This window comes from Futiania mangrovi, from assembly GCF_024158125.1.
Lineage (GTDB): Bacteria > Pseudomonadota > Alphaproteobacteria > Futianiales > Futianiaceae > Futiania > Futiania mangrovi.
On the sequence record NZ_JAMZFT010000001.1, the window covers coordinates 890,281 to 909,983 of the forward strand.

A 19,703-nucleotide genomic window follows, 5' to 3' on the forward strand; every position below is an offset into this window, starting at 1 on the left:
GTGCGGCACGCGCGGAACGGTTCCGCGCGCCGCCTCCGTTGCGTTGCGGGAGTGTTGCGATGCCCACGTCTTCCCAGATTCTGCCGCGGATCGCGGCTGCGGCCGCCTTCGCCGCGCTTGCCGGCGCCGCCACGGGCGCCTCCGCCACGATTTACAGCTTCGAGGATTCGTCCGGCCGCTGGACGGGGGGCGGCATCCTGACCGAATCCTTCTCCGCCAGCTATGACACGGACCGGCAACGTCTCGACTTCAGTGCGACGGTGAACGGGTCCGCCTCGCACGCCACAGCGGACGGCTTCTGGCTCGTGCTCAGCGACGGTCCGAACCCGAAGACCCACGTGAACGAATACGCCATCCTCTATGGCGACGCGGTCAACAACCGGCTGACGGCCTATGTCTACGACGGCGTCAACAGCGCCGACAGCTACCGTGACGTGCGCCGCTACATCACCTCATACAGCGGAGTTCTGGACTACACCGACCTCGGCGACGGCCGGTCGAGTTTCTCGGTCTCGGGCCTCGACGTCTCGACGATCAACAATTACACGCCCTGGTTTGGCGGCACGAACGACTGGGACGGCGTCGCCTTCGGGGAGCAGATCGGCGTCTGGTTCCACCCCGCGATGATGGAGAGCCTGACCTACGCCTGCACCCTGCTCGTGAAGTTCAGCCACGAGGTGCAGGGCTGGTACGATTTCGCCGGTCAGCCGACGGTCAGCAGCAGCACGTCCACGGGTGGCGGCTCGACCGGTGCCGGATCCACGGGGGGCAGTTCGATGGGTGGGAACTCCACGGGGGGCGGCTCGACGGGGGGCTCTTCGGGTACCGGGACGACGGGGGGCAGCAGCGGCGCGACGCCGGTGCCCGCGCCGGCGACAGTGAGCCTGCTGCTTGTCGGCATGTTGGGACTTGCCGCCTTCTCGGTCCGCGGCCGCAGGGCTGATACCGCCTGACCCCGCCTGCCGGGTCCGGAAGTCGTGAAAGGGGCGTCTTTCGGGCGCCCCTTTTCCTTTCTGCTGGCACGGGGGAGAGGTCATTTCGGGATTCAACTGTAAGGAGAGCCGCGCTCGGTGTTAATCCCATCTTACATTCAGGCCGCATAATGGGAGCGAAAATGGCACAACATCCGCAAGCTTTCCGGTGGTTCTGCCATCCGCACAAAACTGGCATCCATCTTGCTCAATCTGGTTGGGACTTCGACACGGCACTCAGGGCTGAGTTTCGTTCGTAACAGGGTACAAACTGGAGTTAAGTCACATGCGTACAATCGATTGGACCAAGGGTGCCATTGCCGCGGCTGCGTTCGCGGGCGCCACCCTCGTTGCGGGCGCGGCCTCGGCCACCGTCTACACCTATGACGATCCGACCGGCCGCTATTCCGGCGGCCACATCCTGACCGAGAGCTTCCGCACGGTCTATGACGACCGGAACGAACTGCTCTCGTTCAAGACGACGGTGAAGGCGACGAACCCGCACGTCACGCCGAACGGCTTCTGGCTGGTTCTCAGCGACGGCCCGAACCCGCGCAGCGCCACGAATGAATATGCGATCCTCTACGGCGATACGGTCAACAACCGCATCACGGCCTACGTCTACAACGGCGACAGCTGGAGCGACAGCTACCGCAACCGTCACAACTACATCGAGACGTTCAACGGTGCGCTGCAGACCACGAACCTCGGCGGCGGCCGCGTGACCTTCGAAGTGTCGAACCTCGACGTCTCCGGCGTGAATGCCTTCGTTCCGACGAACGGCAATCCGAACGCTTGGGAAGGTGCGCAGTTCGACGGCCAGATCGGCGTCTGGTTCCATCCGGCGCTCGTTTCCAGCATCCAGTACTCGGGCGGCGTGCTGACGAACTACGTCCCGGGCGCGGCCGGCTACTACGACTTCGCCAACCGCGGCACCTTCTCGTCGCCGAGCCCGTCGACCTCGGGCGGTTCCACGGGCGGTTCCACGGGCGGCTCCACGGGCGGTTCGACGGGCGGCTCGACCGGCGGCTCGACGGGTGGTTCGACGGGCGGTTCCACGGGCGGTTCCACGGGCGGCTCCACGGGCGGCTCCACGGGCGGTTCGACGGGCGGCTCGACCGGCGGCTCGACCGGCGGCTCGACCGGCGGCTCGACGGGTGGTTCGACGGGCGGCTCCACGGGCGGCTCGACTGGCGGCTCGACGGGTGGTTCCACGGGCGGTTCTTCGGGTGGCATCCAGGTGCCGGCTCCGGCTCCGCTCAGCCTGATCGCCCTCGGCCTGGTGGCTCTGGGTGCGCGGATGCGCCGCAAGGCCTGATCCCGGCCAGCTTGAGGATAGAGAATGCGGGTGCTGCCTCCGGGCAGCACCCGTTTTCTTTTGTGCAGGGCTTTTCCGCGAACTGTGCATTCCTCTCGCGGCTGTGTTTGCCTTCGCGACCCGTGCACGGTATTTTCCGCCGGCCTCGGGCAACCGCCCGGCACGCCGCCCCAGACGCTGAAGGGAGCCGATCGCCTTGGCCGACATTTTCAGGGAAGTTGACGAGGACGTGCGCCGCGATCGCGCGGTCGACCTTTGGTCGCGGTACGGCATCTATGTGATCGCTGCCGTGGTGCTCGTTGTCACGGTCGCTGCGGGTCTGGCGGCCTGGCGCCATTGGGAGCAGGAGAGCCGCCGCGATGCAGCCGCCGCGTATCTGGCCGCGACCGCACCGTCGACCTCGGACCGGCTCGGTGCGCTTGCCGGCATCGCCGATGCGCGGGACGGCATCTATGCGGAGATGGCGCGGCTGCGGGCGGCGGGAGAGCTGGCGGCTGCCGATCCTGCCCAGGCCATCGCCGCCTATGACGCAATCTCGGCCGATGCGGGCGTTCCTGCGCGCCTGCGTGCGCTCGCTGCCGTCCGTGCACTGATTCTCGCGGCGGATGTCGAAACGCCTGACCAGGCGATCGCGCGCGCCGGCATGCTGATCGGCGACAATGCGCCGTTCCGTGCCCAGGCGCGGGAGGTTCTGGCGACGGCAGAGATGAAGCGCGGCAACGACGCTGCGGCACGCGCGGTGCTGGAGCAGATCGTGGGCGATCTTTCAGCCCCCCTTTCGTTGAGGGAGCGGGCGGCGCTCATGCTCGACCTCGTCCGCGCGCCGGAGGCCGGATCGTGAGCCCGAGACGGCTTCTCCGTCTGTACCGTCCGCTTGCGCTTGCGCTCGTGGCCTTGCCGCTTGCCGGCTGCGGCGCTTATGAGAGCATTTTCGGCGGCGAGGATGAGGCGCGCCTCGAAGGAACGCGGATTCCCGTCCTCGGTACCGGCGGCGGCCTCGTCGCCGATCCGGCCGTGGCGGGTACTGCCGTGCGGGTACCGCCGCCCGTTGCGATCTACGACTGGCCGCAGACCGGTGTCACCCCTGGACATGCTGTGGGCGCGCTTGCCGGTCCGTCGAGCTTCGACGTGCGCTGGAGCGTCAATGTCGGCGACGGCGGCGGGTCCGACACGCCGGTCCTGTCTCAGCCGGTGATCGTGGGCGAGCGCATCTTCGTGAAGGATGGCGAGGCTGGCGTCCACGCGCTGGCGCGGGCGTCGGGAAGCACGATCTGGTCCGTCGACCTGACCCCGGAGGGGGAGCGGTCGGATACCGGTTTCGGTGGCGGGCTCGCCTATGACGCGGGGCGCCTCTTCGTGACCATGCCGTTCGGTTTCGTTGCCGCGCTGGATCCGCAAACCGGCAACGAGCTGTGGCGCGCGTCCCTGGGGGTGCCCATGCGCGGGGCACCTGCTGCTGCGGGCGGGCGGGTCTATGCCGTCACCCACGACAACCAGCTTTACGCCCTCGACCAGTCTAGCGGGACGGTGCTGTGGAGCTATCGCGCGATCGTGGAGCCCGCGGGCCTTCTCAAGACGGGCGTCCCCGGCTTGCGCGACGACCTCGTCGTGGCGCCGTTCGGCTCGGGTGAGATCGTCGGGCTGCGGCCTGCGAATGGCGCGGTGCTGTGGGGCGACACGCTGGCGCGCACCGGTCTCGTCACGCCGCTGGCCGCGCTCAGCGCGGTGGCGGGCTCGCCGGTGGTCGAGGGGGACCGGGTCTACGCGATCAGCCATGGCGGCCGGTTCGTGGCGCTCGACGCGCTGACCGGGCGCCGGATCTGGACCATCGACGTAGCCGGGACCGAGATGCCTTGGAGCGCGGGGGACCATCTGTTCGCCGTCACCACCGAGGCGCAGGTGATTGCCGTGCGCAAGGCCGATGGCCGCATCCGCTGGGTGTCATCTCTTCCGGCGTTCGAGGATCCGGACGACCGGGAGGATCCGATCTTCTGGTCGGGGCCGGTGTTGGCGGGCGGCCAGCTTGTGCTCACCGGCAGCGACGGGCGCCTCGTCGCGCTCTCGCCGTTGGACGGCAGCATCGTGCGCGAGGCGGATGCGCCGGCGTCCTTCCTGGCGCCGGTCGTCGCGGGCGACACGCTCTATGTCCTCGGGCGTGACGGCACGCTCGCGGCGTTCCGCTGACGGGCGGGCGGCGAAAGGTAGCCTTCATGCGCACCCTGGCGATTGTCGGACGCCCCAATGTGGGCAAGTCGACCCTGTTCAACCGGCTCGCCGGCAAGCGCCTGGCGCTCGTCGACGACCGTCCAGGCGTGACCCGCGACCGGCGCGAGGGGGAGGGGCGTCTCGGCGACCTGAGCTTCCGGATCATCGATACCGCGGGCTTCGAGGAGGCGGACGCCGAGAGCCTCGAGGGCCGGATGCGCCAGCAGACCGAGCGCGCGATCGCCGAAGCCGACCTCTGTCTTTTCATGATCGACGCGCGCGCCGGGCTCACTCCGCTCGACCAGCATTTCGCCGCCCTCCTGCGCCGGTCTGGCAAGCCTGTCATCCTGCTCGCCAACAAGGCGGAAGGGGCCGCTGGCGACGCGGGCCTGGTGGAGGCCTATGCCCTGGGCTTCGGGGAGCCCGTCGCCATCTCCGCCGAACATGGGGAGGGCATGGCCGACCTTGCGGTCGCCCTCATGCCCTTCATCGACGAGGAGATGGAGAGCTTCGACGAAGCCGCCGCGGGGGGCGGTGGCGACGATGAGGACCGTGCCGACCGGCCCCTGCGCCTTGCGGTCATGGGGCGGCCCAATGCGGGCAAGTCGACCCTCATCAATCGCCTCCTGGGCGAAGAGCGGTTGCTCACCGGGCCCGAGGCGGGCATCACCCGCGACGCGATCTCCGTGCGATGGATGTGGGAGGATCGCCCGGTCACGCTGCACGACACCGCCGGTCTGAGGCGCAAGGCACGCATTTCCGACAAGCTGGAGAAGCTGTCGGTTGCCGATGCGCTGCGCGCCATCCAGTTCGCCGAGGTCTGCGTCATCCTGATCGACGCGACGCATCCGCTGGAAACGCAGGACCTGCGCCTGGTCGAGCTTGCGGCGGAGGAAGGCCGCGCCATCGTCATCGGTTTCAGCAAGTGGGACCTGATCGAGGAGCGGCAGGCCACGCTCGCCGAGTTGCGCCAGGAGGTGGAGCGTCTGTTGCCACAGGTCCGCGGCGTCGAGATCGTCGCGCTCTCCGCCGTGACCGGAGAGGGGCTCGACCGCCTGATGCCTGCCGTCTTCCGGGCGGAGCGGGCGTGGAACGTTCGCGTCTCCACGGGCCAACTCAATCGCTGGATGCAGGAAGCGACGGACCAGCATCCGCCGCCCGCCGTCCGCGGCCGCCGGATCCGCATGCGCTATGCGACGCAGGTGAAGACCCGCCCGCCGACCTTCGTGGTGTTCGCAAGCCAGGCCGACGAGGTGCCGGAAAGCTATCGCCGTTATCTCGTGAACGCGCTCCGCGACAGCTTCGACATGCCGGGCGTGCCGATCCGCCTGACATTGCGCCAGCCGAAGAACCCTTACGCGGAGAAGAAGCGGCGCTAGGGGCGAAAGCCCGGCTCAGCGCGGCTGGAAGCGGACGATCTCGCCGTTGCGGATCTCTTCCGCGCGTGCCAGTTCGACGAACAGCGGCGCGATGTCCTCCGGCGTCTTCAGCGTCATCGGGTCCTCGCCGGGCATGGCCTCGGCGCGCATGTCGGTGCGCAGCGGGCCGGGATCGACCAGGTTCACGCGGACAGGCGACTTCGCGCTTTCCGCCGCATAGGTCAGCACCATTTCCTCCAGCGCTGCCTTGGTGACCGCGTAGCCGCCCCAATATGGCCGGTGCAGGCCCGCCGCACGCGAGGTCACGAAGATCGCACGGCCGGAAGGCGACGCCCGCAACAGCGGATCCACCGACCGGATCAGGCGGTAGTTCGCGGTGACATTGATCTCCAGTAGGTCCTTCCACTGGCGCGGCTTGATGTGGGCGAGCGGCGTCAGCGTGCCGAGGATCGCGGCATTTCCCACCACCACGTCGAGGCGCCCCCACCGCTCGAAGATCGACGCGCCGAGCCGGTCCAGCCCGTCGGCATCCTTCAGGTTGAGCGGTACGAGCGTCGCCTGGTAGCCCAGTGCCTGGATCTCGTCGTCAAGCTCCTCCAGCCCGCCGACGGTCCGGGCAAGCGCGATGACATGAGCGCCCGCGCGCGCATAGGCCAGCGTGACCGCGCGACCGATCCCGCGCGACGCACCCGTGACGAGCGCCACCCGCCCTGCGAGCGGGCCTTCCGCCGTCGTTTCGGTCATGGTCAGACGCTCTCCGTCAGCAGCGACAGCTGGTTTCCCGTCGCCTCGTCCTCATGGTCGGTCAGCGTGGTCGGATAGTCGCCGGTGAAGCAGGCATCGCAGTATTGCGGCTGCTGGGAATTGCGGCCCGGCTCCCGCATCGCGCGGTAGAGACCGTCGATGGAGATGAAGGCGAGGCTGTCGACGCCGATGTGCTTCGCCATGTCCGCGACCGACATGCGGGAGGCCAGCAGCTTCGACCGCTCCGGCGTGTCGACGCCGTAGAAGCAGGAATGGGTCGTCGGCGGGCTGGCGATGCGCATGTGCACCTCTGTCGCGCCTGCCTCGCGCACCATGTTCACGATCTTGACGGAGGTGGTTCCGCGCACGATCGAATCGTCGACCAGGATCACGCGCTTGCCTTCAAGCAGTGCCCGGTTGGCGTTGTGCTTCAGCTTCACGCCGAGGTGCCGGATGTTGTCCGTCGGCTCGATGAAGGTGCGGCCGACATAATGGTTGCGGATGATGCCCAGCTCGAAGGGAATTCCCGCCTCGCTCGCATAGCCGATGGCCGCTGGCGTGCCGCTGTCGGGAACCGGGATCACGATGTCGGCGTCGGCGTGGGATTCGCGGGCAAGTTCCATCCCGATGCGCTTGCGCGCCTCGTAGACGCTCGACCCTTCCATGTAGCTGTCGGGCCGCGCGAAATAGACATATTCGAAGATGCAGAAGCGGTGCGACTGCGCCGGGAAGGGGCGCAGCGTTTCCACGCCCGTCTCGCGGATCACCACCATCTCGCCGGGGTCGAGGTCGCGCACGAAGTCCGCCCCGATGATGTCCAGCGCGCAGGTCTCCGACGCGAGGATCCAGGCGTTCTCCAGCTTACCGAGGGACAAGGGGCGCACGCCCAGCGGGTCGCGCACGCCGATCATCGCGTCGGGTGTCAGCGCCACCAGCGAATAGGCACCCTCGACCTGCTTCAGCGCGTGAATCATTCGGTCGGTCAACCGCCCGAACCCGCTCGTCGCGATCAGGTGGACGATGGTCTCGGTGTCCGACGTCGACTGGAAGATCGATCCGCGCTTGACCAGTTCGTGCCGCAGCGCCTGCGCATTCGTCAGGTTGCCGTTGTGCGCGACGGCAAAGCCGCCCTCCGCGAGGTCGGCGAAGAGCGGCTGGACGTTCCTCAGGATCGTGTCGCCGGTCGTGGAATAGCGCGTGTGACCGATGGCCCGCTCTCCCGCGAGGCGCCGGATCACGTCCTCGCGCGAGAAATTGTCGCCGACGAGGCCGAGCCGGCGTTCCGACATGAACTGCTTGCCGTCCTGACTGACGATGCCGGCGGCCTCCTGCCCGCGGTGCTGCAGCGCGTGCAGCCCCAAGGCGGTCAGCGCGGCCGCGTCCGGGTGTCCGAACACGCCGAATACGCCGCATTCCTCATGCAGTTTGTCGTCGTCGAAAGGTGTCTCGTGGCGCATTGACGCTCCGCCGTCAGGGTGGGGTGGCTCAGCGCTCCGCCGACGCGGGCTGATCCGTCTCCCCGGTCACCGATTGCAGGGCGCGCTCCAGCGCCTGCCGGTCGCGCGCGTTATAGCCCTGTGACGCTTCCGTGTCATCTGTCCTTGTCGGACCCGAGCCCGTTCCCGAGCCCTCGCGCGGCGTGAGACCCGGCACGTTCGGCAGCGGCGGGGCTTCCGACGGCAGCAAGTTGTCGATGAAGGCCGCACTCTCGGAGACGAGCGGCAGGAGACGCGCGTCGCGCACCCAGGCGGGGTGCTGCTCCGGCGCAGGAACCAGCTTCACGAAGACGAGGAACAGCACCGCCAAAACCGCCAGACCGCGAACCGCGCCGAAGATGAAGCCGAGCGTCCGGTCGATCGCGGAAACGGGCGAATCCTCGATCTTGCTTGAGAACCAGTGGCCGATCATCGCCGCCACGAACCAGACGACGAGGAAGATGCCGACCGCCGAGGCCCCGTCTGCCACCGTGTCCGGCTGGATATACTGCCGGGCATAGGGCGAGACGTGCCCGAACCCGAAATAGGCCGCTGCCAGCGCCGCCGCGAGCGCGCCGAGGCCCAGGATCTCGCGGGTGAAGCCCCGGACCATGGCCAGCAGCGCGGACAGCAGGACCACGCCGATGATGACGATGTCGCCGATGGTGAAGGTGCTGGCGTCCATGGACGTTCAGGTTCCTTTCGCGCGGGCGGGCCGGGGCAGGTCCCCGAAACGCGCCACAAGCTGGGCCAGGTCGCCGATCTCGACGACAGGGAGAGGGGTGGACCCGAGTTTCAACCCGGACGGTGTCCACGCGCTCTTGAAACCAAGTTTGGCGGCTTCTTTCAAGCGCGCTTCTGCTTGTGCCACCGGCCGGATAGCACCCGAGAGGCTGACCTCGCCGAATACGACCACGTCCAACGGCAGCGGGCTGTCGGTCGCTGAGGACAAGAGCGCCGCCGCCACCGCGAGGTCGGCTGCGGGTTCCCCGATCCGCAGGCCGCCGGCGACGTTCAGGTAGACGTCGTGGCTGCCGAGGCCGACGCCGCAACGCGCGTCGAGCACCGCGAGGATCATGGCGAGCCGCCCGCCGTCCCAGCCCACCACGGTGCGCCGCGGCGTGCCGAGCGGCGAGGCTGCGACCAGCGCCTGGATTTCCACCAGCACGGGCCGCGTACCCTCGATGCCCGCGAAGACGGCTGCGCCAGAGGCGCGCGCCTCCCGGTCGCCGACGAACAGGGCAGAGGGGTTCAGCACCTCCGTCAGCCCCGCGCCCGTCATCTCGAACACGCCGATCTCGTCGGCCGGGCCAAAGCGGTTCTTCACCGCGCGCAGCACCCGGAACTGGTGGCCGCGCTCGCCCTCGAAATAGAGCACCGTATCGACCATGTGCTCCATGACGCGGGGGCCCGCAAGCTGGCCATCCTTGGTGACGTGGCCGACGATCAGGACCGCGGTGCCGCGCGACTTGGCCATGCGCACAAGCTCCTGCGCGCAGGCGCGCACCTGCGTCACCGTTCCGGGCGCGCTGTCGAGCGTGTCGGACCACAGCGTCTGCACCGAATCGATCACGACCACGTCGGGCGGCGTTCCGGCCTCAAGCGTGCCGAGGATCGCCGCGAGGTTCGTTTCCGCCGCAAGCTCCACGTTCGCATTCGCAAGACCCAGCCGCCGCGCGCGCATCTTGATCTGGCCGATGGCCTCCTCGCCGGAGACATAGACCGCGCGCCCGCCGCCATTGGCGACCGCCGCCATGGCCTGCAGCAGCAGCGTTGACTTGCCGATGCCCGGATCGCCACCGATCAGGATGGCCGAGGCCGGCACCAGCCCGCCGCCCAGCACGCGGTCGAGTTCTCCGATGCCGGTCTTGCGGCGCGGGGCGTCCGGCGCATCGCCCTTGAGGTCGACAAGCTCCATCCGCGCCTTGCCCTTCGAGCGCGGCAGCGGGCGGGCGGAGGCGGGCGGGGGCGCCTTCTCCTCGACGATGGAATTCCATTCCCCGCAGGCGTCGCACTTGCCCTGCCAGCGCGGATGGACCGCGCCGCACGCCTGGCAGACGAAGGTTTCGCGGGTGCGGGCCACCGGCTCTATTTCCGGCCCATGTCGACGCGGATCGGGCCTTCGGAGCGTCCGTGAATGAATTGCTCGACGTAAGGATTGCCGGAGTTTTCCAACTCCGCCACGGGACCTTCCCACAGGATCTTGCCGCCGTGGATCATCGCCACGCGGTCGGCGATCTTGCGCACCGAGCCCATGTCGTGGGTGATCGACAGAGCCGTCGCGCCAAGCTCCTTCACGCGCTCCACGATCAGGTGATTGATGACGTCTGCCATGATCGGGTCGAGGCCCGTCGTCGGCTCGTCGAAGAAGATGATCTCGGGATCGGTCGCGATGGCGCGGGCCAGCCCCACGCGCTTCTGCATCCCTCCCGAAAGCTCCGCCGGGTAGAGGTTGCCGACATCCGGCGACAGGCCGACCTTGGTCAGCTTGTCGATGGCGATCTCGTGCGCGTCCGCGCGCTTCGTGCCCCGGCCCTGGATCAGGCCGAACGCCACGTTCTCCCAGACCCGCAGGCTGTCGAAGAGCGCCGCACCCTGAAAGAGCATCCCGAACTTCGCCCGGATCTCGTCGAGCGCGCGGCCCCGCGTTCCCACGACTTCCGCCCCGTCGACCGTGATGGAGCCGCTGTCGGCGCGCAGCAGGCCCAGGATGCATTTCAGCATGACCGACTTGCCGGTGCCCGACCCGCCGATCACGACGAGCGACTGGCCGCGCGGCACACTCAGGTCCACGCCGTTCAGCACCTTCTTCGGGCCGAACGCCTTGTTGACGCCGGTCAGCTTCAGCATCGGGCTCTCGTCGGTGGCGCTCATGTGGAGAAGAACAGTTCGGTCAGGATGTAGTTGGCCGCGAGGATCAGGACCGAGGCCGACACCACCGCGCTCGTCGTGGCCGCACCCACGCCTTGCGCGCCGCCGCGGCTGTTGTAGCCCTGGTAGCAGCCCATCAGCGCGATGATGAAACCGAAGACGGCGGCCTTCACGAGGCCGGAAATCACGTCGTCGGCCTCGAGGAAATCCCAGGTGTTCTTGATGTAGACGCCGGCGTTGAAGCCCAGCCGCTCCGTCCCTACCAGGAAGCCGCCCATGACGCCGATGATGTCGGCGACCAACACCAGCAGCGGCATGGTCAGCGTCGCCGCCACGATCCGCGGCACGACGAGGTACTTGATCGGGTTGGTGGCGAGGGTTGCGAGCGCGTCGATCTGCTCGGTCACGCGCATGGTGCCGATTTCCGCCGCAATGGCCGCCGAGACGCGCCCCGCCACCATCAGGCCGCCCAGCACCGGTCCCAGTTCGCGCGTGATGCCCAGCACCACGATGGAGGCGACGATGTTCTCCGCGTTGAAACGCGACCCGCCGATGTAGATCTGCAGCGCCAGCACCGCGCCGGTGAAGAGCGCCGTCAGCCCGACCACCGGCAGCGAGAAATAGCCGATCCGCATCATCTGCTGCATCACGATGCCCAGGAAGAACGGCGGGCGCACGCAATGGCCGAGCGCGCTGCCCGTGAACATGGCGAGCCGCCCGGTCTCCCGGCAGAGGCCGAGGACGGTCGCCCCGATGGCGGCCAGCGGGTTGAAACTCATGGCCGCGCGTCTCCCGTGCCGCCGTGCCCGCCGGAATAGATCCGCTCGAACCGGTCACCGAGGCGCGTCAGGAATTCGTAGGCAATCGTTCCGGCCGCGTCCGCCGCGCGGTCGATGCGCACGCCGGGGCCGAACATCTCGATCAGCGCGCCGGGATGGGCTGTCTGTGCCGGCACGTCCGTCACGTCGAAGGTGATGAGATCCATGGAGACCCGTCCGACCATTGGCACGTCAACCCCGGCAAGACGCCCGTGCGCCCGATTGCCGGCGGCCCGTATATACCCGTCCGCGTAGCCGCAGGCCACCGTTGCGATCCGCGAGGGGCGCGCGGCGGTCCAGGTGGCGCCATAGCCGACGGTTTCGCCCGCGTCGATCTCCCGCACCTGCAGGATGCGCGCGCCCAGCGTGACGACGGGTTCGGCCGCGACGAACGGTTCGCCGCCATAGAGCCCGATCCCCGGGCGCATCAGATCCTGCTGGTAGGCGGGACCCAGCAGCACGCCGCCCGTGTTGGCGAGGCTGCCCGCCACGCCCGGGAGGACGGCGCGCACCGCCTCGAACCGGGCAAGCTGTGCCGCGTTCATCGGGTCGCCGGCGTCCTCCGCGCGGGCGAGGTGGCTCATCACCGTCGTGACGTGCGCCGCCCGCGCGATGTCCGGCGCGTCGATCAGGCGTGCAGCCTCCCGGCGGTCGAGGCCGAGGCGGCTCATGCCGGTGTCCACGTGCAGGGTCGCGGGCAGCACTTCCTCGCGCGTTCGTGCGAGCGCCGCCCAGGCGTCGAGATCCTCCAGAGTGTTGAGGACCGGGCGCAGCCGGTGCAGCACGAACTCCGTATCCGTTCCCGACCGGCGCCCGTTGAAGACGTGGATGGTCGCTTCCGGCAGGATTGCCCGCAGCGCGATCCCCTCGTCGAGATGCGCGACGAAGAAGGTGCGGCACCCCACCGCCCACAGCGCAGGCGCCACGCGCGCGATGCCGAGGCCATAGGCGTCCGCCTTGACGGTCGCCCCACACTCTGCCTTCGGTGTCTTTGCCGCGAGCGCCCGCCAGTTGGCCGTCAGCGCGTCGAGGTCGATGGTCAGGACACTGTCGGCCACGGCGCTGCCGGCCCCCGCGGTCAATAGGTCCGTTCCGGCAGGCGGCCTGCGTCCACCAGATTGCCGAAGCGCGTGAACTCGCCCTGGAACTGCAACGCGACCGTGCCGATGGGGCCGTGGCGCTGTTTTCCGATGATGACCTCCGCCTTGCCGTAGACTTCCGACATCTTCTCCTGCCAGTCCGCGTGTTCGGGCGTGCCCTCGCGCGGCTCGGCACGGCCGAGATAGTATTCCTCCCGGAACACGAAGGTCACGACGTCGGCGTCCTGCTCGATCGAGCCCGATTCCCGCAGGTCCGAAAGCTGCGGCCGCTTGTCCTCGCGCGATTCGACGGCGCGCGACAGCTGCGACAGTGCGATCACCGGCACCGACAGCTCCTTCGCCATGGCCTTGAGGCCCTGCGTGATCTCCGAAAGCTCCTGCACGCGGTTGTCGGCACGCGATGCGCCGCCGGGGCGCAGAAGCTGCAGATAGTCAACCACCACGAGGTCGAGCCCGTGCTGCCGCTTCAGCCGCCGCGCGCGGGCGAGCAGCGTGGAAATAGGAAGCGCCGGGGTATCGTCGATGAAGAGCGGCGCGGCCTCGACCCGTTGTGCCGCGATGGCGAGGCGCTGGAACTCCTCCTCGGTCACCTGGCCGCGGCGGATCTTCTCAGACGAGATCTCCGACTCCTGCGACAACAGGCGCGATGCGAGCTGTTCGGCCGACATTTCCAGCGAGAAGAAGCCCACACGCCCGCCGCTCGCCGCCTTCACCGTGCCGTCGGTGTCGACCTCGGGAACGAAGTCCTTGGCGATGTTGAAGGCGATCTGGGTCGCAAGCGCGGTCTTCCCCATCGACGGGCGGCCCGCGAGAATGATCAGGTCGGACGGGTGCAGGCCGCCCAGCTTTTGGTCGAGGTCCGTCAGCCCCGTCGAGAGGCCCGAAAGCCCGCCGTCGCGCTCATAGGCCGCTGCCGCGACCTCGATCGCCTCGGCGAGCGCGGTGGAGAAGGCCTTGAACCCGCCCTCGTAGCGGCCGCGCTCGGCCAGGCTGAAGAGGTGCGATTCCGCCTGCACGATCTGCTGCGCAGGCGTCAGGTCGATCGGGCTGTCGAAGGCCGTTTCCATGACCTCCTCGCCGATGCGGATCAGCTCCCGCCGGACCGCGAGGTCGTGGATCGTGTGCGCGAAGTCGACCGCGTTCGTCGTGTTGACGGCCGCCGCCGCAAGCCGCGCGAGATAGCGTGCGCCGTCAAGCTCGGCCAGCGCCGGGTCGTTGTCGAAGAAGGTCTTGAGCGTGACGGGCGTTGCCGACTGCCCGCCGGTGATTCGCCGCCCGGCGATCTCGTAGATGCGGGCGTGCACGCCCTCGTAGAAATGATGCGGCTCGAGGAAGCTCGAAACCCGGTCCCAGACCTCGTTGTTGACCAGCAACGCGCCGATCAGCGCCTGTTCCGCCTCGATGTTGTGCGGCACGAGGCGGTATGCAGGTTCCTCCTCCCGCTGGGCGGCGAAGGGGGTAGCGGTGTTTGCGTGGATGGCCATGCCTCATGTCTACGACGGGTGGCGGGCATGGAAAAGGGGCTAGGAGGGGGAGGTGGGAGATGCGGCGGGCGGAGCAGGGGATTCCGCCGCACAGCCCCTTGATCCCAAAGGGGCCATGCGCCGCCGCGCCGCACAGTTCCCGGGTGTGGATCATTGTGGAAAACGGGGACAGCCGGCCCGGCCTGCCTCACGCCACGGTCCGCGCCTTCACCGGTTCCGTCCGGGCGCCGATCGCGCGCTCGGTATCCGTGATGTAGTCGCGCGTCAGCGGCACCGCGTCCTGTCGGCGTGCAAGCTGCACCTGGAACACCATCATGCCGCCGTGCCGGAAGCTCATTTCCGAGCCCGCGAGGTAGAATTCCCACATGCGGCAGAACCGCTCGTCATAGATGCGCGCCGCCTCCTCGCGCCGCGCCATGAAGCGGTCGTACCAGGCCTTCAGCGTCTCGGCATAGTGCAGCCGCAGGATCTCGACATCCGTGACCCAGAGGCCCGAGCGCTCGATATAGGGCAACACCTCGCTCAAGGCCGGGATATAGCCGCCGGGGAAGATGTATTTGGCGATCCACGGGTTGGTGACGCCCGGCCCGTCCGACCGCCCGATGGAGTGGACGAGCGCGACCCCGTCGTCCGTCAGCAACTCGGCGATGCGGTCGAAATACTCCCGGTAGTGGTTCACGCCGACGTGCTCGAACATGCCGACCGACACGATCCGGTCGAAGCGGCCCTGCAGATGGCGGTAGTCGATCAGGTCGAAGCGCACCCGGCTGGCAAGGCCTGCAGCCTCGGCCCGCGCGTTCGACAGCTTGTGCTGCTCCTCCGACAGGGTGACGCCCTGCACGTGCACGTCCTCGAGCCCCGCGACATGCAGTCCAAGCCCGCCCCAGCCCGACCCGATGTCGAGCACGCGCTGGCCCGGCTGCAGCAGCAGCTTGGCCGCGATGTGATCCTTCTTCTGGTGCTGGGCTGCCTCGATCGTGTCGTCGGGCGCCAGGTAATAGGCGCAGGAATACTGCCGGTCGGCGTCGAGGAAGAGGTCGTAGAGCGCGCCCGACAGGTCGTAGTGGTGGGCCACGTTGCGCCGCGCGCGGTGGGCGGGGTTGTATTGCATGATTCGGCGCTTCAGCATCCGCAGCTGGTGCAGAAGGAACGCCAGGCCATGGCCGTAGCCGCGCCCGATGTTTTCCCCGACCAGGTCGAGGAAGCCCGGCAGCGTCGTGCCATCCTCGCAGGTGAGCGTGCCCTCCATGTACGCTTCGCCGAGCGCCATGTGCGGGTTGAGCAGGAGCCGGCGCTCCGTCGCGGTGTCATGGATCCGGATCGTTGCCGCGCCCGGATTGCCAGAGCCGTCGCCGAACACCATCCGGCTGCCGTCCGGAGAAATGACGGTCAGACTTCCCCGGGTAATGACCCTTCTGAACAAAGGCGCTGCCAGCATGGCACCCCCTTCCAGAGTTTCTGCGAACCCTTTTGGAAGGATGCTAGCGTGATGGCGCGCGAACGGCAAACATGCGGAATTCCGAAACAGAAAAGCCGGGCGCGCGAGGCACCCGGCTTTCCCGATATTCGATGCTGCAGACGAAAAGGGCTCAGTATTCGCCCTCTTCCTCCTGCGCTGCGGCCTGCTCTTCGAGGATCTCGGCGGTTGCCGCGTCCTCCTCGGCCCGCTCCAGCGCGCGGTCGCGGGCAATCACGTCCTCGCCCATCGCCTGAAGCTCGGCCTCGTCCCGCGTCCGGGCGACGTTCACCTGCACGGTGACGGTCACTTCCGGATGCAGGCGCACGCGCACGTCGTGCATGCCGATCGCCTTGATCGGGCGGTCGAGAATGATCTGGCCGCGGTCCACGGAGAACCCGCCTTCGGTCGCCGCCTCGGAGACGTCGCGTGCCGAAACGGAGCCGTAGAGCTGGCCCGAGTCGCCCGCCTGGCGGATCACGATGAAGGCCTGGCCGTCGAGCTTCCCGGCGACCGCTTCGGCTTCCTTGCGCAGTTCGAGGTTGCGCGCCTCGAGTTGGGCCCGCTCCCGCTCGAAGCGGGCCGTGTTGTCCTTCGTGGCGCGCAGCGCCTTGCCCTGGGGCAGAAGGAAGTTGCGCGCGAAGCCCGGCTTCACGGTGACCACGTCACCCATCTGGCCGAGTTTCTCGACACGTTCGAGAAGGATTACCTGCATGTCACCCTCCTCACTTGATCACGTAGGGAATGAGCCCGAGGAAACGCGCGCGCTTGATGGCGCGGGCGAGCTCGCGCTGCTTCTTCGCCGACACCGCGGTGATGCGGCTCGGCACGATCTTGCCGCGCTCGGAGATGAAGCGCTGCAGCAGCTTGACGTCCTTGTAGTCGATCTTCGGCGCGTTGGCGCCGGAGAACGGGCAGGACTTGCGGCGCCGGAAAAACGGGCGGCGCTGGGGCATGGCCATGGGTCTGTCCTCCCGGGTCAGGCGTTGGAGTGGCTGGGACGGTCGTCGTCGCGGCGACGGCGGCCGCGATCGCCGCGGTCACCACGGTCACCACGGTCGCCACGGTCACCGCGATCGCCCCGGTCTCCGCGCTCGCGGTCGCCGCCACGGTTCTGCAGAACCGCCGACGGGCCTTCCTCGTGCTCGGCGACGCGGACCGTCAGGTGACGGATCACGTCGTCGTGGAGGCGCATCTGGCGCTCCATCTCCGCCACCGCTTCCGGTGCGCTGTCGATGTTGAAGAAGACGTAGTGGCCCTTCCGGTTCTTCTTGATCCGGTAGGCGAGGTTCCTGAGACCCCAGTACTCCGTCTTCGCGATCTTGCCGCCGCCGGCTTCGATGATCCCGGCGAACTGCTGGGTCAGGCCGTCGACCTGGCTCGCGCTCACGTCCTGACGCGCGATGAAAATATGCTCGTAAAGTGGCATGGTCCTCTCACTCGGTTCACGCCTGGCTGTGTGAGAGACAGGCGACCCGCACCGACCGTCGGCACGAGTTTGGTTGACCGGAAGCGCGCACTTATAGCCATGATGCAGGTGATTGCAAGGGCGCGGGGCGCGATTCTGCGCGGCTTTTCGCGCTTTCTTGACAGAAGCGGGCGCGGCGACCATCACTCCCGCCCGCTGGCTGGCCGCAGATGCCCGCCGCAGATACGGGACCGACGGCGACAAGGCAGGGGAACTGGACGGCATGACACGGGCGATCACCTTTCCGGGGCAGGGCAGCCAGGCGGTCGGCATGGGCCGCGCGCTGGCGGACGCGAGCGCGATCGCGCGCGAGGTGTTCGAGGAGGTCGACGAGGTCCTCGGCCAGAAGCTGACCCGCCTGATGTGGGAGGGACCGGAGGAGGAACTGACCCTGACCGAGAACGCCCAGCCCGCCCTGATGGCGGTGAGCGTTGCGGCGGTCCGCGTGCTGGAGAAGGAGGGCGGGATCAAGCTCGCCGACAAATTCGCCTTCGCGGCCGGCCATTCGCTGGGCGAGTATTCGGCGCTTTGTGCCGTCGGCACGCTGAGCCTCGCCGACACGGCGCGCCTGCTCAAGACCCGCGGCCAGGCGATGCAAAAGGCGGTTCCTGCGGGCGTCGGCGCGATGGCGGCGCTGCTCGGGCTCGAACTCGATGCCGCCGTCGAGATCGCGCGGGAAGCGACGACGGGCCCCGACAGCCTGTGCGCGGCCGCGAACGATAACGCGCCCGGCCAGATCGTGATCAGCGGTCACAAGGACGCGGTGGAGCGCGCGTGCGAACTGGCCAAGACGCGCGGCGCCAAGCGGGCCATGCTGCTTCCCGTGAGCGCGCCCTTCCATTGCCCGCTGATGCAGCCCGCCGCCGACGTGATGGGGGACGCGCTGGGCAAGACCGATTTCGCGGTGCCCGCGATCCAGGTCGTGACCAATGTCGTGGCCTCGGCGGTCGAGGAGCCTGCGCAGCTTCGCGAGATGTTGGTCGCCCAGGTCACCGGCATGGTCCGCTGGCGCGAAAGCGTGGGCTGGATGGCGGGGGAGGGCGTCGACACCTTCGTCGAGCTGGGCTCCGGCAAGGTGCTGACGGGCCTTGCCAAGCGCATCGCGCGGGACGCCACCGCGGTGTCGGCGGGCACACCGGACGAGATCGAGGCGCTGCTGAAGCTGCTCTGAAGCAGCCGGCGCGCCGGCAATAAGGACTGAACCGGGGGAGATGACGATGTTCGATCTGACGGGCAAATGCGCACTGGTGACCGGCGCGACCGGGGGGCTCGGCGCCTCCATCGCTCGGGCGCTCCATGCGCGCGGCGCGACGGTGGGCCTCTCCGGCACGCGCGAGGGGGTGCTGGCGGAGCTTGCGGGCGACCTGGGCGAGCGCGCGCACGTGCTGCCCTGCCGTCTCGACGACCGCGACGCGGTGGAGGCGCTGCCGGGCCAGGCGGAGGCCGCGATGGGTCAGGTGGACATCCTCGTCAACAATGCCGGGATCACGCGCGATGGCCTCGCCATGCGCATGAAGAACGCCGACTGGGACGACGTGATCGCGGTCAATCTGACGGCGGCCTTCACGCTGGCGCGCGGGTGCCTCAAGGGCATGATGAAGCGCCGCCATGGGCGCATCGTCTCGATCACCTCCATCGTTGGGGTGACCGGCAACCCGGGGCAGGCGAACTACGCCGCCGCCAAGGCGGGGCTGATCGGCATGACGAAGTCCCTGGCGCAGGAGGTCGCGAGCCGGGGAATCACCGTCAACTGCCTCGCGCCCGGCTTCATCGCCACGCCTATGACGGACGCACTGAACGAGGATCAGAAGACGCGCCTGCTGGGTGGAATTCCGGCCGGCCGGCTCGGGCAGCCGGACGACATTTCCGCCGGCGTCGTCTATCTCGCGAGCGACGAGGCAAGCTATGTCACGGGCCAGACCCTGCACGTCAACGGCGGCATGGCGATGATCTGATCGGGCATGCCGCGCCGGGGCGCGGGGGCGGTTTTCGGATTGCCAGCCGGGGCGGCTTGCCTGTAAAGGGGCTTTCGAACGGGGGGCGCGCCACGTATCGTCTGGGTGACGCCCGCCGGGCCGAAGGGCCTCGGGAACAACATAACCGGCCGACGCGCGGGTGCGTGCGTCACAACGAAGAAAGGAAGGACTCGCATGAGCGATGTGGCTGAGCGGGTGAAGAAGATTGTGGTCGAGCATCTCGGCGTCGACGCGGACAAGGTGACGGAGCAGGCGAGCTTCATCGACGACCTGGGCGCGGACAGCCTCGACACCGTCGAGCTGGTGATGGCGTTCGAGGAAGAGTTCGGCGTCGAGATTCCGGACGATGCCGCCGAATCCATCGTCACCGTCGGTGACGCGGTGAAGTTCCTTTCGGAAAACACCTGATCGGCCTGCCGGCCGCGAGACCCACTTTCT

The 19,703-nt window shown here is 68.3% G+C and carries 20 protein-coding genes; 8 read left to right on the top strand and 12 right to left on the bottom strand.

The window, feature by feature from the left end:
- Positions 1-59 precede the first annotated feature (59 nt).
- The 5 genes from NJQ99_RS04320 (at position 60) to der (ending at position 5,873) form a co-directional block, all read left to right on the top strand.
- On the top strand, positions 60-953 hold the full coding sequence (locus NJQ99_RS04320) for a hypothetical protein (protein ID WP_269331561.1): 894 nt from the start codon (positions 60-62) through the stop codon (positions 951-953).
- 304 nt (positions 954-1,257) lie between these two features.
- Complete coding sequence (locus NJQ99_RS04325) at positions 1,258-2,289, top strand: hypothetical protein (protein WP_269331562.1); 1,032 nt, start codon at positions 1,258-1,260, stop codon at positions 2,287-2,289.
- Between the two features lie 196 nt (positions 2,290-2,485).
- Positions 2,486-3,130, top strand: a complete 645-nt coding sequence (locus tag NJQ99_RS04330; protein ID WP_269331563.1) for a tetratricopeptide repeat protein — start codon at positions 2,486-2,488, stop codon at positions 3,128-3,130.
- Entirely contained in the window at positions 3,127-4,473 is a 1,347-nt protein-coding gene (locus NJQ99_RS04335) for an outer membrane protein assembly factor BamB family protein (protein WP_269331564.1), read from the top strand. Before NJQ99_RS04330 ends, NJQ99_RS04335 begins: the two co-directional genes overlap by 4 nt.
- 26 nt (positions 4,474-4,499) lie before the next feature.
- Positions 4,500-5,873, top strand: a complete 1,374-nt coding sequence (gene der / locus NJQ99_RS04340) for a ribosome biogenesis GTPase Der (RefSeq protein ID WP_269331565.1) — start codon at positions 4,500-4,502, stop codon at positions 5,871-5,873.
- 15 nt (positions 5,874-5,888) lie between these two features.
- Here der and NJQ99_RS04345 read toward each other — a convergent pair whose 3' ends face one another.
- The 12 genes from NJQ99_RS04345 to rpsF all read right to left on the bottom strand — a co-directional run bounded on the left by NJQ99_RS04345 (position 5,889) and on the right by rpsF (position 17,250).
- Positions 5,889-6,617: an SDR family NAD(P)-dependent oxidoreductase gene (locus NJQ99_RS04345; protein WP_269331566.1), complete on the bottom strand. Its 729-nt coding sequence runs from the start codon at positions 6,615-6,617 to the stop codon at positions 5,889-5,891.
- Between the two features lie 2 nt (positions 6,618-6,619).
- A complete protein-coding gene (gene purF, locus NJQ99_RS04350; RefSeq protein WP_269331567.1) occupies positions 6,620-8,074 on the bottom strand; it encodes an amidophosphoribosyltransferase in 1,455 nt (484 codons plus the stop codon).
- 28 nt (positions 8,075-8,102) lie between these two features.
- Positions 8,103-8,777, bottom strand: a complete 675-nt coding sequence (locus NJQ99_RS04355; protein ID WP_269331568.1) for a CvpA family protein — start codon at positions 8,775-8,777, stop codon at positions 8,103-8,105.
- A 6-nt stretch (positions 8,778-8,783) separates the two neighbouring features.
- The gene (radA, locus tag NJQ99_RS04360; protein WP_269331569.1) at positions 8,784-10,175 is read right to left on the bottom strand and encodes a DNA repair protein RadA; all 1,392 of its coding nucleotides are present in this window, start codon (positions 10,173-10,175) and stop codon (positions 8,784-8,786) included.
- 5 nt (positions 10,176-10,180) lie between these two features.
- The gene (locus NJQ99_RS04365; protein WP_269331570.1) at positions 10,181-10,966 is read right to left on the bottom strand and encodes an ABC transporter ATP-binding protein; all 786 of its coding nucleotides are present in this window, start codon (positions 10,964-10,966) and stop codon (positions 10,181-10,183) included.
- Positions 10,963-11,742 carry an MlaE family ABC transporter permease gene (locus NJQ99_RS04370; RefSeq protein WP_269331571.1) on the bottom strand — a complete coding sequence of 260 codons (780 nt, stop codon included), beginning with the start codon at positions 11,740-11,742 and terminating at the stop codon, positions 10,963-10,965. Before NJQ99_RS04370 ends, NJQ99_RS04365 begins: the two co-directional genes overlap by 4 nt.
- Positions 11,739-12,839, bottom strand: a complete 1,101-nt coding sequence (gene alr / locus NJQ99_RS04375) for an alanine racemase (RefSeq protein WP_269331572.1) — start codon at positions 12,837-12,839, stop codon at positions 11,739-11,741. The genes NJQ99_RS04370 and alr overlap by 4 nt, the downstream gene beginning before the upstream one ends.
- A gap of 20 nt (positions 12,840-12,859) precedes the next feature.
- Entirely contained in the window at positions 12,860-14,365 is a 1,506-nt protein-coding gene (locus tag NJQ99_RS04380) for a replicative DNA helicase (protein WP_269331573.1), read from the bottom strand.
- A gap of 187 nt (positions 14,366-14,552) precedes the next feature.
- Positions 14,553-15,803, bottom strand: coding sequence for a class I SAM-dependent methyltransferase (locus NJQ99_RS04385; protein WP_407933347.1), 1,251 nt, complete (start codon positions 15,801-15,803; stop codon positions 14,553-14,555).
- Positions 15,804-15,954: 151 nt separating this feature from the next.
- Positions 15,955-16,536 (bottom strand): 50S ribosomal protein L9, encoded by a 582-nt coding sequence (gene rplI / locus NJQ99_RS04390; protein ID WP_269331575.1) that lies wholly within the window; start codon positions 16,534-16,536, stop codon positions 15,955-15,957.
- Positions 16,537-16,546: 10 nt separating this feature from the next.
- The gene (gene rpsR / locus NJQ99_RS04395) at positions 16,547-16,783 is read right to left on the bottom strand and encodes a 30S ribosomal protein S18 (RefSeq protein ID WP_269331576.1); all 237 of its coding nucleotides are present in this window, start codon (positions 16,781-16,783) and stop codon (positions 16,547-16,549) included.
- Between the two features lie 17 nt (positions 16,784-16,800).
- Positions 16,801-17,250 (bottom strand): 30S ribosomal protein S6, encoded by a 450-nt coding sequence (rpsF, locus tag NJQ99_RS04400; protein ID WP_269331577.1) that lies wholly within the window; start codon positions 17,248-17,250, stop codon positions 16,801-16,803.
- 262 nt (positions 17,251-17,512) lie between these two features.
- On the opposite strand from rpsF, the gene fabD reads away from it, so the two are divergent.
- The 3 genes from fabD (at position 17,513) to NJQ99_RS04415 (ending at position 19,673) form a co-directional block, all read left to right on the top strand.
- Positions 17,513-18,460: an ACP S-malonyltransferase gene (fabD, locus tag NJQ99_RS04405; protein ID WP_269331578.1), complete on the top strand. Its 948-nt coding sequence runs from the start codon at positions 17,513-17,515 to the stop codon at positions 18,458-18,460.
- Positions 18,461-18,506: 46 nt separating this feature from the next.
- The gene (fabG, locus tag NJQ99_RS04410; RefSeq protein WP_269331579.1) at positions 18,507-19,244 is read left to right on the top strand and encodes a 3-oxoacyl-[acyl-carrier-protein] reductase; all 738 of its coding nucleotides are present in this window, start codon (positions 18,507-18,509) and stop codon (positions 19,242-19,244) included.
- A 195-nt stretch (positions 19,245-19,439) separates the two neighbouring features.
- On the top strand, positions 19,440-19,673 hold the full coding sequence (locus tag NJQ99_RS04415) for an acyl carrier protein (RefSeq protein WP_269331580.1): 234 nt from the start codon (positions 19,440-19,442) through the stop codon (positions 19,671-19,673).
- Positions 19,674-19,703 lie beyond the last annotated feature (30 nt).